At 37.9% G+C, this 14,330-nt stretch carries 10 protein-coding genes; 1 reads left to right on the top strand and 9 read right to left on the bottom strand.

Translation table 11 applies throughout. The features are described 5' to 3' along the window. The 3 genes from EFY79_RS21835 to EFY79_RS00235 all read right to left on the bottom strand — a co-directional run bounded on the left by EFY79_RS21835 (nucleotide 1) and on the right by EFY79_RS00235 (nucleotide 3,759). Nucleotides 1-1,941 carry an efflux RND transporter permease subunit gene (locus EFY79_RS21835; protein ID WP_123118665.1) on the bottom strand — a complete coding sequence of 647 codons (1,941 nt, stop codon included), beginning with the start codon at nucleotides 1,939-1,941 and terminating at the stop codon, nucleotides 1-3. 2 nt (nucleotides 1,942-1,943) lie between these two features. Further along, nucleotides 1,944-3,227 carry an efflux RND transporter permease subunit gene (locus tag EFY79_RS21830; RefSeq protein WP_123118664.1) on the bottom strand — a complete coding sequence of 428 codons (1,284 nt, stop codon included), beginning with the start codon at nucleotides 3,225-3,227 and terminating at the stop codon, nucleotides 1,944-1,946. A gap of 145 nt (nucleotides 3,228-3,372) precedes the next feature. Further along, a complete protein-coding gene (locus EFY79_RS00235) occupies nucleotides 3,373-3,759 on the bottom strand; it encodes an HYC_CC_PP family protein (RefSeq protein ID WP_123118663.1) in 387 nt (128 codons plus the stop codon). Nucleotides 3,760-4,218: 459 nt separating this feature from the next. Between EFY79_RS00235 and EFY79_RS00220 the strand changes: the two genes are divergently transcribed. Continuing rightward, the gene (locus EFY79_RS00220; protein WP_123118660.1) at nucleotides 4,219-6,387 is read left to right on the top strand and encodes a TonB-dependent receptor family protein; all 2,169 of its coding nucleotides are present in this window, start codon (nucleotides 4,219-4,221) and stop codon (nucleotides 6,385-6,387) included. 471 nt (nucleotides 6,388-6,858) lie between these two features. Here EFY79_RS00220 and EFY79_RS00215 read toward each other — a convergent pair whose 3' ends face one another. From EFY79_RS00215 to EFY79_RS00190, 6 genes are all read right to left on the bottom strand, one after another. Then, nucleotides 6,859-9,252 (bottom strand): glycoside hydrolase family 15 protein, encoded by a 2,394-nt coding sequence (locus EFY79_RS00215; RefSeq protein ID WP_123118659.1) that lies wholly within the window; start codon nucleotides 9,250-9,252, stop codon nucleotides 6,859-6,861. A gap of 37 nt (nucleotides 9,253-9,289) precedes the next feature. Beyond that, nucleotides 9,290-9,787, bottom strand: a complete 498-nt coding sequence (locus EFY79_RS00210; RefSeq protein ID WP_123118658.1) for a hypothetical protein — start codon at nucleotides 9,785-9,787, stop codon at nucleotides 9,290-9,292. A gap of 482 nt (nucleotides 9,788-10,269) precedes the next feature. Continuing rightward, nucleotides 10,270-10,755, bottom strand: a complete 486-nt coding sequence (locus EFY79_RS00205) for an asparaginase domain-containing protein (protein WP_123118657.1) — start codon at nucleotides 10,753-10,755, stop codon at nucleotides 10,270-10,272. Between the two features lie 158 nt (nucleotides 10,756-10,913). Continuing rightward, nucleotides 10,914-11,537, bottom strand: coding sequence for a TlpA family protein disulfide reductase (locus tag EFY79_RS00200; protein WP_158605108.1), 624 nt, complete (start codon nucleotides 11,535-11,537; stop codon nucleotides 10,914-10,916). A 252-nt stretch (nucleotides 11,538-11,789) separates the two neighbouring features. Beyond that, nucleotides 11,790-12,971 carry a hypothetical protein gene (locus tag EFY79_RS00195; RefSeq protein WP_123118655.1) on the bottom strand — a complete coding sequence of 394 codons (1,182 nt, stop codon included), beginning with the start codon at nucleotides 12,969-12,971 and terminating at the stop codon, nucleotides 11,790-11,792. Nucleotides 12,972-13,023: 52 nt separating this feature from the next. Then, nucleotides 13,024-14,283 (bottom strand): OmpA family protein, encoded by a 1,260-nt coding sequence (locus EFY79_RS00190; RefSeq protein WP_123118654.1) that lies wholly within the window; start codon nucleotides 14,281-14,283, stop codon nucleotides 13,024-13,026. Nucleotides 14,284-14,330: the final 47 nt, after the last annotated feature.

The raw sequence follows: 14,330 nt of genomic DNA, 5'->3' as shown, positions 1-14,330 counted from the left end.
TTAATGTTTTACATTAGGTACTTCAATTTTTCCATATTTTTTTAATTCATATTCTTTACTCATTAAAAAAATAATTGGCGTTACTAAAAGAATATGAATTGCTGAAGTAAGTACTCCTCCAATCATCGGAAGAACGATGGGTTTCATCACATCACTGCCCACTCCTGAGCTCCACAGAATAGGAATTAAACCAAAGAGTATCACGCAAACTGTCATTATCTTTGGCCTCACTCTTTTGGCAGCGCCGGCAATTACATATTCACGCAAATCGGCCTTTGTAATTGTTTTGCTTGAATTGCCTTTTATTGCAATCAACTGCTCCATAGAATCATAGAGATAGATCACCATTACAATTCCTGTTTCCACCGCCAAACCAAACAAGGCAATAAATCCTACGGCAACCGCAACAGATAAATTTACTCCCCAGAAATAAATCATAAAAGCGCCACCAATTAATGCGAAAGGAATAGAAATCAGGCTTAACAATGCTTCCCTCACAGAATGAAAAGCAAAATACATGGATACAAAAATGATAACCAGCACAATTGGCAAAATGATCTTCAATGTTCTTTCACTGCTTATTAAATTTTCATACTGGCCGCTCCAATCTATATAATAACCTTTAGGTAATTTGGTAAGCATGGTATTTAGCCTGCTTTGTGCTTCCTTCACAGTTCCCGCCAGGTCTCTGTCGCGTACATTAAATAAAACAGTTCCGCGCAGCAATGCATTTTCTGAATTAATCATTGGCGGCCCTTCTGAAATTGAAATATCTGCAACCGCCTGCAAAGGAATAGGCCCAAACTGCGTGGTTTGCACCTGCAAATTTTTTAAGGCTTCCATATTATCGCGAAAATCCTGGGCGTAGCGCGCAACTACTGAAAATCGTTGGCGGCCTTCAATGGTAGTCGTCAGCTTCATTCCTCCCAAAGCGCTTTGCACAACTGCGTTTACATCATCTACACTTAAACCGTAGCGGCTTATTTCTTCACGCTTTATTTTTATGTCAATATATTTTCCCCCGGTAATGGGTTCCACATACAGATCTTTAACCCCGTTTATTCCTGTCAATTCATTTTTTATTTTTTGGGAAAATTGATAAATGGTATCCAGGTTCTGCCCAAATACTTTTATTCCAACATCAGTGCGGATGCCGGTGGACAGCATATTGATCCGGTTAATAATTGGCTGCGTAAACCCGTTTGTAACACCCGGAATTTGTAATTTGCTGTTTAGCTCATTTACAATGTCTTCTTTTGTTATACCGGCTCTCCATTGCGATTTTGGCTTTAATAAAACAATAGTCTCAATCATGTTAATCGGCGAATTATCAGTTGCGGTATTGGCTCTTCCGGCTTTGCCCAAAACATTTTCTACCTCGGGAACAGAAGCAATGATTTTATCCTGGATCTGTAATATTCTTTTTACCTCGGTATTAGAAACGTCCGGCATCATCACCGGCATAAATAAGATAGAACCTTCATCCAGCGGCGGCATAAATTCTTTACCCAGGCTCATTATTAACGGGATGCTCACCAGCAAAGCAATAATATTCACAGCGATCGTTGTTTTGCGCCATTTGATGCACAGGCGCACGAGCGGTTCATATATTTTTTGTAGCCCCCGGTTGAGTGGGTTGGCACTTTCCGGCGTGAATTTTCCTTTCATGAAAAAGGAGATTAACACTGGGGTCAGCGTTAAAACAAGAATCGCATCTACAGCAATGATAAATGTTTTGGTATAAGCCAGTGGCGCAAATAATTTTCCTTCCTGGCCGGTCAATAAAAATATCGGGAGAAAAGAAGCAATAATAATAACGGTTGAAAAAAATACGCCTCTTGAAACCTGCTTACAGGAAACTTCAATAATACGCCTTCTTACATCTTCCGGAATTTTTAAATAATTCTTTTCAGGCAAAACCTTTTTGAAAATATTTTCCATTTTTAGTTTGATTTATTGGCAGGATCATTTTGCCACTGCGACAAATTGTGATACGCGTTTTCTGACATGATGATTCCATTGTCAACGATTACTCCGATGGCCAGTGCAATTCCTGTTAAAGACATTATATTGGATGAAACACCAAATGCATTCAACAAAATAAAACTGATGGCAATCGTGATGGGAATTTGAATGATGATGTTCAAAGCGCTTCGCCAGTGAAATAAAAAGAGTAAAACAATGAGTGATACGGCTATGATTTCTTCTATTAATTTTTCTTTGATATTTTCAATAGCCGCTTCAATTAATGTACTGCGGTCGTATGCAAATTTAAAATGGACGCCAGCAGGCAAACCTTTTTCAACAATTTTCATTTTTGCTTTTACAGCTTTGATCACATTGTCAGCGTTCTCTCCATAGCGCATAACTACAATACCTCCGACAACTTCTCCATTTCCATTTTCATCAAAAATTCCTAACCGCTCCGCACCGCCTAACTGAACATTGCCGATATCTTTTACACGAACCGGAATACCGTTGTTGTTGGCGATACCAATATTTCCGATGTCTTCTTTATCTTTTATATAACCCATCCCGCGAATGATGTAAGACATGTTGCTCATCTCAAATTTTCTTCCGCCTACGTCATTATTATTCGCTTTTACTGCGTTCATTACCTGCACGAGAGAGATGTTGTAATACTGCAATTTCAAAGGATCAACTACTATTTGATATTGCTTTTCGAAGCCACCGAAAGAAGCTATTTCAGCAACGCCGGGAACCGTTTGCAATGCAAATTTTATATACCAGTCCTGTAAAGTTCTCTGTTCTCCGAGGTCTAAATTTTTTGCATCTAAAGTGTACCAGAGAACATGGCCTACACCTGTTCCGTCAGGGCCGAGGGTCGGTGAAACTCCTTGTGGAAGCAGTCTCTGCGCATAATTTAATCTTTCTAATACCCTTGTACGTGCCCAATAAATATCTACATCATCCTCAAAAATCACATACACAAAGCTCATCCCAAACATAGAAGTGCCTCGGATGTTTTTAATTTTTGGAATCCCTTGCAGGTTGGATACCAATGGGAATGTAACCTGGTCTTCCATCACCTGTGGACTTTGTCCGTTCCATTCGGTAAAAACAATTACCTGGTTTTCTGAAAGGTCTGGAATGGCATCAATCGGATTTTTTTGGACAGCAAATATTCCCCATGCAAACAATCCCAATGCGAGTGCCAAAACAATATATCTGTTGCGAAGTGAAAGTTCAATTAATTTTTGAACCATTGTTGATTAATTTTCTTTCCCTTTAATTTCCAGGCTGCTCCATGAGTCAGGAGTATTATGAAAAAAGAAGAATAGTAAATGAAAGTATATTACGGCAGTTAGAAGGCTTATGAAAAAAGCCTTTTACGATATAGAAAGAAAAAAATCAGATTCTAAAAACGCAATTAAAAATATAATTGGGAACGCTATAGATTAGGGGAGGCGCGTTGCTTTTATTTTCAATGATAATTCCTTGAGAAGGATAATTGATTACCTGGGAAGAAGAAGTAAATAAATTTAACTCAATAAAATGTTTAACAGGATTACTAATGTGATCAGCAGCAAAATGATTGTCTTTTACTTTGAACAATTGATATTTTGTTTTGCAGCAATCGCCTGTGTTATCCGCTTTGGAACACTTCTGGTGTTCATTTTGTGAAAGGGTAACCGTTACTGATTTCAAATTGCCGCAACAATAAAAACTTTTTAAACTTAATCCTAAAGTGGATAAGGAATAAATGGAAAGAAGCAATATTGCGAAAATTTTTTTCACGATCAAGGCAAAGGTAAAGTTATTTACAAAACTCCTGTTTAAACAGGGCTTTTATTGGAGGATTTATTCACTCTTTTTTACAAAAAATAGAAAAGATGCGACCTTTAAAATAATGATTTTAATCATTCAGCTGGATGATAAAATTCTACTTGTAAAAAGAGAAAAAAATCTTTTAAAAGAAACTACTTTAATTTCCTCCTTCACGTTAGTTAAACTCGTGGTCGGTACTATCCAGAGTTCTTTTTTTATTTCCCTGACCACATGCCATTTTCTGTAATAAATAATTTATTATCAAAGAAAAAGTTTGGTTTAAATTTTCAAAGTGATTATCAGACAACCAATAAAATTTTAAGCTTCTCTTGTTCTTTTCCCGATATCGTAAACATATTTCCCGATTTCATAAATAATACATTGGTCGTTAATTCATTTTTGCCGCACTTTATAATTAATTAGGAAATCATGAAACATACGCTGATATTATTTATTGCATTATTGCCACTCGTATTATTTGGACAAAAAAAAGACAGCACGAAAACGATCTCTTTGAAAGAAATTATTGTAAACAAAATAAAGACTGTTAGAGGAACAGGTCATATGCCGGATGTAAAAGACGGTATTATTTACGCCGGCAAAAAAAATGAAGTGATAATGGTTGATAGCCTTGACGCAAATAAAGCGGTCAATAACACAAGACAAATCCTCGGACGAATTCCCGGGCTTAATATCGTCGAATCAGAGACCGGTGGTTTCACTGCAAACGGAATTTCAACCCGGGGGCTTAACCCAATGCAAAGTATCGAAATGAACACCCGGCAAAATGGGTACAATATCAGCGGTGATGTTTTTGGTTATAATGAATCCTATTATCTTCCTCCAATGGAAGCGGTGAGCAGAATAGAAATGGTTCGTGGCGCAGCTTCCTTGCAATATGGCTCTCAGTTTGGAGGCATGATCAATTATGTATTGAATGAAGCACCAAAAGATAAAAAATTCGAATGGAATACTTCCGAAACAGGTGGAAGCTTTGGCCTGTTCAACACCTTCAATTCTATTGGCGGCACCCTCAACAAGCTCAGTTATTATGGTTTTGCTCAAATTAGAACCATGAACGGGTGGCGGCCCAATAGCCAACAATGGCAGTTATCCGCATTTGGAAAAATACAATTTACCCCTTCTGAAAAATTAAATGCGGGAGTAGAATATACCCTTCTTCGTAACAGGATTAAAATGCCTGGAGGGCTTACAGACAGCATGTTTAACGCAAATCCTCGTAGTTCTTTCAGAAGCAGGAACTGGTTAAAAAGCCCTTGGAATATTGTAACCGGTTATGTCAATTATAACATTACCCCACAAACATTTTTAAGCATTAAATCTTCTCTCATGTTCAGCAACCGTGCCCTCGTTTGGCGCAATGAAGACGGCGGTGCTGCAGCTTTGGATGAAAAAGATCCTGTTACGGGAGAATATGTGAACCGTGAAGTAGAAAACGAAGACATGAACAATGCTACCACCGAAGTGCGGCTGACCTATGATTATACATTTGGAAGAATGAAAAACACTCTGGGAGGAGGATTAAGATATAGTTATGCCTGGTTTAAAAAACAAAGTGGAGGTGAAGGCACAACAGGTACTGATTTCGATCTTTCCATTACCGGTGAATATGAAAAGAATATCGATTTCACCACGACAAACATGGCCCCTTTTATAGAAAATATTTTTAGGGTTAATGACAAGTTTAGTATTACTCCGGGGTTTCGTTTTGAATATATAAGAAGCACCAGTAAGGGATATAAAGAGAGTGATGAAGTGCGGCTTATTGCAAATGAAAGCCGCAACAGGTACCTGCCCCTTTTGGGGTTAGGACTTGAATATAAAACAACAGGCTATACCAATGCGTATGCAAATATCAGCCAGGCTTACCGGCCCATTTCTTATTCCGAGCTCACACCCATCGGTGTGACATCAAAAATTGATCAAAATCTGAAGGACGCAAAGGGATTCAATGCTGATTTGGGCTACAGGGGTACGGTTAAGAACTATCTGAATTTTGATATTGGATTGTTTTATATCGCTTACTATAACCGGATTGGAACTGTATTAATGAATCCCGGATCCTCAAATCAATATACTTTAAGAACCAACGTGGCAAATAGTATTCACAAGGGTTTGGAGAGTTATGTAGAGTTTAATCTCCTGAAATATTTAAACAGCCATTCTAAAAAGGGATTGAATATTTTTAATTCACTGGCTTTGATCAGCGCTAAATATACAAGTGGGGAATTTAAAGGAAACAGGGTTGAAACTGCGGCAAAATATATCAATAGAATTGGTGTGACTTATCATGACAACCGGCTGTCGGCGACTTTTGAAATGAGCAACAATGGAGATGCTTATGGCGATGCAACCAATACAAAAATAAGTTCTGATCCTGTTGCAGGATACATACCTGCTTACACGGTTTTAGACGCAAGTGTAACGTATAAGGTTAAACGCTATTCTTTAAAAGCCGGTATGAATAATATTGCTGATAAAAAATACTTTACGCTGCGTGCAGATGAGTACCCGGGACCCGGAATCATTCCATCAATTGGAAGAAGTTTTTATGTTGGGATTAGCGCAAAGTTCTAGTAGCCTTTGCAGTTGCTTTAGGCTAATGTGCATCTGCTTTTAATACTTCTGAAAATGCATCCTTTATTTTAAATTACAAGGGCGGAGTAGAAATATCCTGCCCTTGTAATTATAGTTTACATTCAATTATCGTTTTATAGAATGATCACTTCTTCTCTGCCACTAATTTATATATCTTTCCGATATTTCCCGCAGGCCCTAAATGCATTGAAGTAGCTACATACATTTCTCCGCTTACATCCTGACCAAAGCCTTTTACAAATTGAAATTTATGCTTCGGTAAAGTAATAATCAAGTTCGCAGAAAATCAGATGGCATTAACAAGCATTCTATATAAATCAAAGAAACAAACAGTTGATAGAAGGATTATAAAAGAAGAAGTTTTTTCTTTTAAACACCTTACCTTATTTTCTTTTTTATGATTGGGCATCATAGATCAGCAGCAGAAGGTTCCTGATTTGTTATTGCTTGTCACACAACTTTTATTTCGAAATTTTTATTCTCCCAGTGATTGGCCTGTTCCCAAAAAAAGGTAAAGCTGATATTACTTACTCTTAAGTTATTGCATGGAATATCAACAACAAAAATTCCAATATTTGTATCTTTTGTGTTTAGGTCGGTGTACGTTTCCCAGTTATTATCTGTCCACCGGACATTAGCTTCTGCTAAAACTTCTATCCGCAATATTTTTTTGAATGAAATTATTTTTTCCTGGTGGTTAAAACGCCAGACAACAATTAAGGAGGTTACTTTATTCTTAATATATCGCTGGGTTGTATACGCAGGCAAATCACAGATCTTTTTCTTTTTTATGGAACTGCATAATTTGATATACTCTGCGTGTGCCCACGTTAATGGCATTGCAGAACCCGAATGCTTTCCAAAAAACAATCCCTTCTCAGGAATATCAGTAGCATCCCAGATTTGTTCCGGCAGCAAAGAATTATTGGAAAACAATTCCATTGCTTTTAATAATTTTTTTGCTTTATCTATTCTTCCCGCGGCTATTTCGTAATGGCCTCTTTCTCCGGTCAGCAAGGGCCAGGCTCTGCCTATACCATGTGTCGACGAAAAGTTTCCGTTTTGATCTTCTCCATATCCGTCTTTGGTATAACGGTGCCAGCAAGGCCCTGAAGGGGTATTAACTTTCAATTTTGCATCAATTACTTTAATAGTATTTAAAACCAGAGGGTCATCTGCTGCACGCAGACCAAATCTCACCAGTGCAATAGCATCAACACAAATTAAATCGCCTAATAAAATTTTTCCCTCTTCGCCCTCATGATTCTTAAGATTAAGGTATTGCTCCTTTACTTCATTTGCCGGCAATCCGGATGGATTAATTCGCATGTAATAACCTTCTACTCCGATTTCTTTTGATATAGCCGTGTCTGTTACATAAAGCCACCGTTCTATATTATCATTCCAATAGTCGGCTGTTTCCCTGCAATATTGAGCAACTTCCTTTTCATCATTTGCTTCTGCAAGTGCAGCACCTGCCAATAAAGCGGCAATTTCAGCAGCAAGGGTAAAGGGAGTAATACCTGATTCTTCTTCCCACCTGTCCTGTTCGGTTGAAGGGCCATTTTTAACCAGGTAAATGATGGCTTTTTTTACGATGGGCCAATATCGTGCGATTCTTTCTTTATTTAGAAAATTTTGGTTAAAAGCATTATCGACCAGTAAAATAGCAAGTGCTATCTGATCCATCTGAATTCCATTCCAATAGGGTGTGCCTTCAAGCCACATATTCTGAGTCCAGCTACCATCAGATTTCTGTGTTGACATTAAATAATTGAGAACGCGTAATAAATTATCTTCTGTTTTCAATTCGAGGAAACCGCCGGAACTTAATGCTAAATCGCGTGGCCAAACAAGATGGTAACCACCGAGGTCGCCGTCGCCTTTTTGATTTCCCCATGGTATGGAAAGGCTGGCAATAATTCCGCCGGGGAATTTTTTTGAATCATGTATCCGTAATACGGCCGCACTTGACCTGAAATTCCTTCCCACTGTATTTCTATCTGATTTGAGATTTTTTAATAACCTTTGCCACTTTTGCCATTCATAAATGTATCTTTCCCTGGCAAGATCAAACCCATCCAAAATACTTGACCACGCCTGGTTGGCAGCATCTCCGGGGGTACTTCCAAAACCAAGCGCCAGCACTACTTTTTTATTTTTCGAAAAATCAATTTGAGCAGTTAGGGCAATATTTCCTTTGTCTGCTTGTTGATATTCCCATTCCATCTTGTAATGCTGTTTTAAATCGGTATAGCCATCGGAAACGCCAACATAACCTACTGAACATTTTAAATACCCGGATGAACAGGCTAATGCAAGTGAAGTGTTATCGCGTTGTGCAAACAACATCGGTATTCCGTGGTAAAAACCTTTCCATCCACTATTTCCTGCACCATTATTATTAATATGAGGTGATAACAGCACATATAAGTTACATTCCGGCCATGTATCATTTGATGAGGGATTGAAAATAATTTGCTGAAGAACGGTATTACGAAGCGGGTCGGATATAATTTCCTTTTCTATGGAGTATCTTCTTTGTTTACATGTATTGATAATGTGAAAAGCAGGAACGCCTTCTTTCATCCAGTTTATGGAATGATCAGTGTCATTTTTTTCTTCTGAAAAAAACCGGTTCCCATCTGATACAAGAAATTCCAAACTCCTCAGGCATGCCATATCTTCCGTGGGGTAAAAAACTTCATTTAAAATACCGCGTCCGATAGTAAAAGCAAGAAAAGAATTCGAATTGACAGATTTGCCAATCCCTGATTTTGAACTTGAAGTCCAGGTGCCCGGCATCCCGGGAGCGCCGGGAGGTATTATAGAATTAGAGCCCATTATAAATTGCCATTTTTTGTTGGTTTACTGTCAAAAATTAATCTTCTGTCAAATCACTTTTAGTATCATTGATCGCGTCAAAAACGAATCCCGCGGTAGTAGCATAGATTACATGATGAAGCGCAAACATGGCGAGATCTTTTTTACTCCATTCGTTGATTGGCGGTGCCACTTCAAAATCCGGCTCTATAGTAATAGCAGTATAAAATATGGCAACCCAATGAATGGCTGTTGCAGGAAATCCCTTAATTCCGAAAAGCGATAATATCACCCGTGCTGATCCCCAGCTTGTACCATAAACCCAATTTACTTCATCAGAAAACTTTTTCCTTGCTTCCATTTTAGAAGCTTCAATATCCAATGCCTTTGATGCAGCATCACCGGGTGCAAAACTTGTGGGCTTACCTGTGATCTTTCTTTCTATTGTTTGGGAAAGAGTGATAGCTGCAGTACCCACCAAACCAGCGATCAAACCTTTGCCGAGAGCTGAGCCAAATGCACCGACATGTTTACTAAATTCATGATTACTTTTCATCTGTCTTAATTTTTTATTGCACTTTAGCTTAATACTATTGAAAATCAGGTTCCTTTCTTACACAATAGAGTTTAAAAAAGAAAAAGAGTTACAAATTATTGCTGTAAGTGAAAAAAGCAGAAAGCAAAGAACACATGAGGATTTCTTACGGTGAAAAAGTAGAATGAGAATTGTAGTAAATATTCATCTAATAGCTATTTATATAGTCACTGTATGAATTCACATAATCACATTTCCAGGAGCAGGGCCTCAGATGTGGCCAACTGCAATAATCCCAGTGGAGATATTACCTGACACCGCAAATTGATTTGTAGAGAACAAAAATAGTGCTTGTATTGGTTTTGGAAGCAATCGGCATGCTATTACAGCATTCTAAATCCCACGCGAGAAATGGGATTCGAATGCCTAACTTTCCGCACTCAGTTAAGGCTCCCGTAAAATAATTTATGGGAGTTTTTATGTTGGCTCATTGTTTCACATTTCTAAATCGGTTCGAAGATTCCCTTTTCCTTATTTTTTCTTACATGGGCTGCATCAAAACATTGGCCGTTCATTGCTACATACACGCCATAAGGAAGCGCCTGGGAAAATGCAAGTGCGCTTCCGAGATTAAAAAAACCATCTGAACTGCCAAACTTATACGGTATCATAGCCCCTGTAAGCACAATTGTTTTGGGAATGCCGGCTTCCGAAAGAAATTTCCCGGTAATTTCCATCGTATCTGTGCCATGCGTAATTACAATGTGTTTTTCTTCTGCCTGCCTGCAATGGTCTGCAATAATCTTACGCTCTTTGTCGGTCATATCGAGGCTATCAATCATCATTAAAGTTTCAACTGCAACATCCGCATTGCATCTTCCACGTCGCAACATTTCGCCAAGATGGGTGCTTTTGAAAAAAAGCTGGCCCGTACGTTCATCGTATTCTTTATCAAATGTTCCTCCTGTCACTAAAATTTTGATGTGCATATACTTATATTTAATACTCAACAACAATCGGAAAATAAGAATTCAGTTTTTTTATTTATCTGCTGTTGGCAGATTTCTTTACTGGCTAAAATCAAAACAATGTTAGCATGTATCTTTGAAAACACTTCTAATTCCGCTTAGTTATTTCCGTTATGAAATTAAAAATTGTTTTTCAAAACCGCTTTTAAATCGTCCTTCAGCGTGTCGAATGAAAACGGAAGCACATGTTCGGCATAACGGATAATGCCATTCTTATCAACAAAAAAAGTTAAGGGATAAAGGCCGGTAACCTGGTCGCAATACCATTTTGCTTCAGGTATAATCGTAAAATTAAACGGATGCCTTTTTAGAAAATTTACTACGGCGCTTTTTTTATCAAAAGTAATGGCCAGAAAAACGGCACCCGAATTCGCATATTCATTCCTAAGACGGTTTAGATCCGGTATTTCTTCGATACATGGGCCGCATGTAGTAAACCAGATGTTAAGCACTACAGGTTTGCCTATCAGATTTTTAGAATTGATAAGATTGTTTGCCATATCCCTAAAAGCAAATTGAGGCAATGCCTGGCCTTCCCAGGGACGGTTAAGATTATCAACGGCCACAGGATCCATTCTGAGATTTACAAAATAAATTATGCTGTCATATCTTTTTTCGAAAGATGTTGTGCGGGCAACGAGCTTGTAGCGGCTGTTCTTTCTCGACGTTAAAAATGAGTCCAACTGAGCCTTCGTCCAGTAAGGTCCTCTTTCGGTTTTATAATAAGTGTTTGCTGAATCCAACTGCGTATTCTGGCAAAATGCATTTTGGCAAAAAAAGAATAAACAACAAAATCCAAAAAAAATATGGTAAGAAAATTTCGCTTTCATCACTTTTGAGATGCTCAAAGTAAGATAAAATCCTTACGATAACTGAAATATCCAAATTTGATTCTGCCGGGAACGGCTATGCTAATAGTAAAGCAGCAAATAATGATAATTTTTATTCTGTGCCGCAATCGCAAGCTCCGTAAAGATTTACCTTAATAGGAACAATCATTCCATGCTTTCTTTCAGCTTATGATAATCCAATTGATTAAAAAGATTTATGGTTTTTTGCTCAAGATAATTATACGACGTTTTTTCAAAAATGCTTAGGTTCGGAATCTGGTAATACACGAAAATCAACTGCGCAGCAGGCGCTGCGGGTGAAGTATCATAATAACCTGGATTTATTTTGTATAACCCAACACCCTCCATTCTTCCCACCCTTACGAGGCCTTCTATTGCATCTAAAGCTTTTCCTTTATTATAATCAAGTCTTGCCGGCGAAGCAGCATCTGTTGAAGACATTGAACTGACCAGGTTTTGAAATTCCCTGATTTTTTCTGCTTTGTCTGCTATTTGGTGTTTTAAAGTCTCATTCGCTTTTTGAATATTTTGCATACCGGCTTTTAAGGCAGCGATCGTTTCCTGCGTCAAATAGGATGGTGGATTCTTCAAGGTTTCCTCTGGTTCTTTCAGGCTCTTTATATTGTATGCAATTTCCTTTTCATCTTCACTGATTTCATATTTTCTTTTAGCTATCAGAAATTCCACAAATTCTCTCCGGGTCAAAGGTACAAAGAGTGGACGGGGATTTCTTTTAATAATGCGAAAAGGGCGGTTGGGCGCAATTGCAGGATATCCATATTTGCTAAAATCCAATTCAATATAATCTGCAGTAGAATCCGAGATCGGAGGTTGTTCAAAAAATTCCGGCACCTTAGCATTTGAGCAATCTTCCCAAAAATTGCCCACCTGTTCAAAAAAATGAGAAATGGTATTTGTTTCTATTCCCAGAGCGGTTCCATCCATCGATTCCTTTATGCCGCCGCTGCCATCCTGGAGTAAATAATAAAAATTAAAAGCAAAATCACATTCAGGAATTAAAACATTTTTTTGCGATGGGTCATTATTAATTCCAAAACCAGTTTTTACAACAAAGCCTTTTGGCGGATTAAAAACGGGCTGAGAAAATAAAATATTCAACTCTTTGGCCAGCGTCTTTTTAAGCGAAGTCGCTTTCGCGTGATTCATGTTTTTTACCGCATCTACTCTTTTAAAAAAAATTTCCGGCGAACTGTTCTTTATTTTTCCGATGGCATCTTCAGCATGTTTAATTTTAGATTGAGATAGTGCCTGTGATATATTCAAACAAAACAGCAGGACAACAGCAATATATTTTTGAGAATTCATAAAAAAAATTTCGGTGTTAACTTACAAACAAAAATTGTGTTTTTCCCGTGCCCTAAATCTTCACAAATTCTACTCTCCTGTTGTTCGCTTTGCCTTCTGGAGTATCGTTTTTATCTATCGGTTTCGTTTCGCCAAAGCCTTTTGCAGTTAAACGGTTTTCATCAATGCCCATTTTTATTAACTGAACCTTTACAGCATCCGCGCGGCTTTGCGACAATTTCATGTTGGCATCATCATTTCCATCGCTGTCAGTGTGGCCATCAATTTCAAATTTTAGATCTGCATGTTCTTTCATTAGTTTGGTAATTTCATTTAGCGCACCCATAGATTCCGGTTTAATCGAAGACTTATTTACATCAAATAAAATTCCGTGAGTAATAAATTTTCCGTCGGTAACAATCTTGTTGTATTTGTCATCACCGCCCGCAGCAAGCCGTACATTTTTTATTTTGATCCCATACCTGTCCGCTTTGATATCTACTTTCGCCGCGCCTACTGGTAACATATTTGTAGCTACAACACGGTATCCATCTACATAAGCCTTCCCAATATTTTTACGAACATAAATCGCAATGTGATGCCAGGTATTTCCGACAAGAGATTTAGCGAGATCGTCCGGAAAGCTTACCGTGCTTGTGTTACGGTCACCGAAAACCGCACGAGAGGTGCCATCTATTTTAAACCGGTATAGAGGATACCCGCTATAATTTTCATCTCCACGTTGACGGAAGTTTACATTGAAATCACTAACATATCTGAAATACGCCCCTTCATCGTTTTCATACATCATATCAAATTCAAGAGTAAACTGCTCAGGAAGATAGTTTTCTGAACTCATCAAGGGTGCCACAGTTGTTTGGCCATCTTTCTGAAGATGCAAAATTTTTTCTCCTTCAAAAGTTTGTATTTCCGAATTTCCTTTTTTGATGATAAAACGCGCCGGCATTTCGGCATCTGGCTCAGCGCTTAAGTCCGGTTCAAAAATAATTTTATCTCCAGGAACAAAGTCATAATTTTTATAATCGGCAACTTTTGCAGTGGTAGTTTTTTTAGAAAGATTCTCATCTGTTTTTGGCTCTTCAGCATTTACTGCGGTGGTTTCTTCCTTTTGCGTTTTATCATTTGATGTGCCGTTTACCGCATTATCAATGGCGCGATCGGTAGCATTTCCTGCCTTATGTATAATATTATTTTCAGCACGGTTTTTTACTTCATTTTTTATTTTTTTTAAAAACTGTCCATTTAAATTTTTAAATGGAATGAAGCAACAAATGAATAAAGAGAAAGGCAATGCAAGAAAAAACTTTTTCATAATTTGTAATTTATCTGGTGAAAATTTTCTGCGAAGATTTTTTTAAC

Origin of the sequence: Hanamia caeni, assembly GCF_003721595.1 — a bacterium.
Lineage (GTDB): Bacteria > Bacteroidota > Bacteroidia > Chitinophagales > Chitinophagaceae > Ginsengibacter > Ginsengibacter caeni.
Note: the sequence above shows the minus strand (reverse complement) of the source record. Positions and strands in the feature narration are given on the sequence as shown.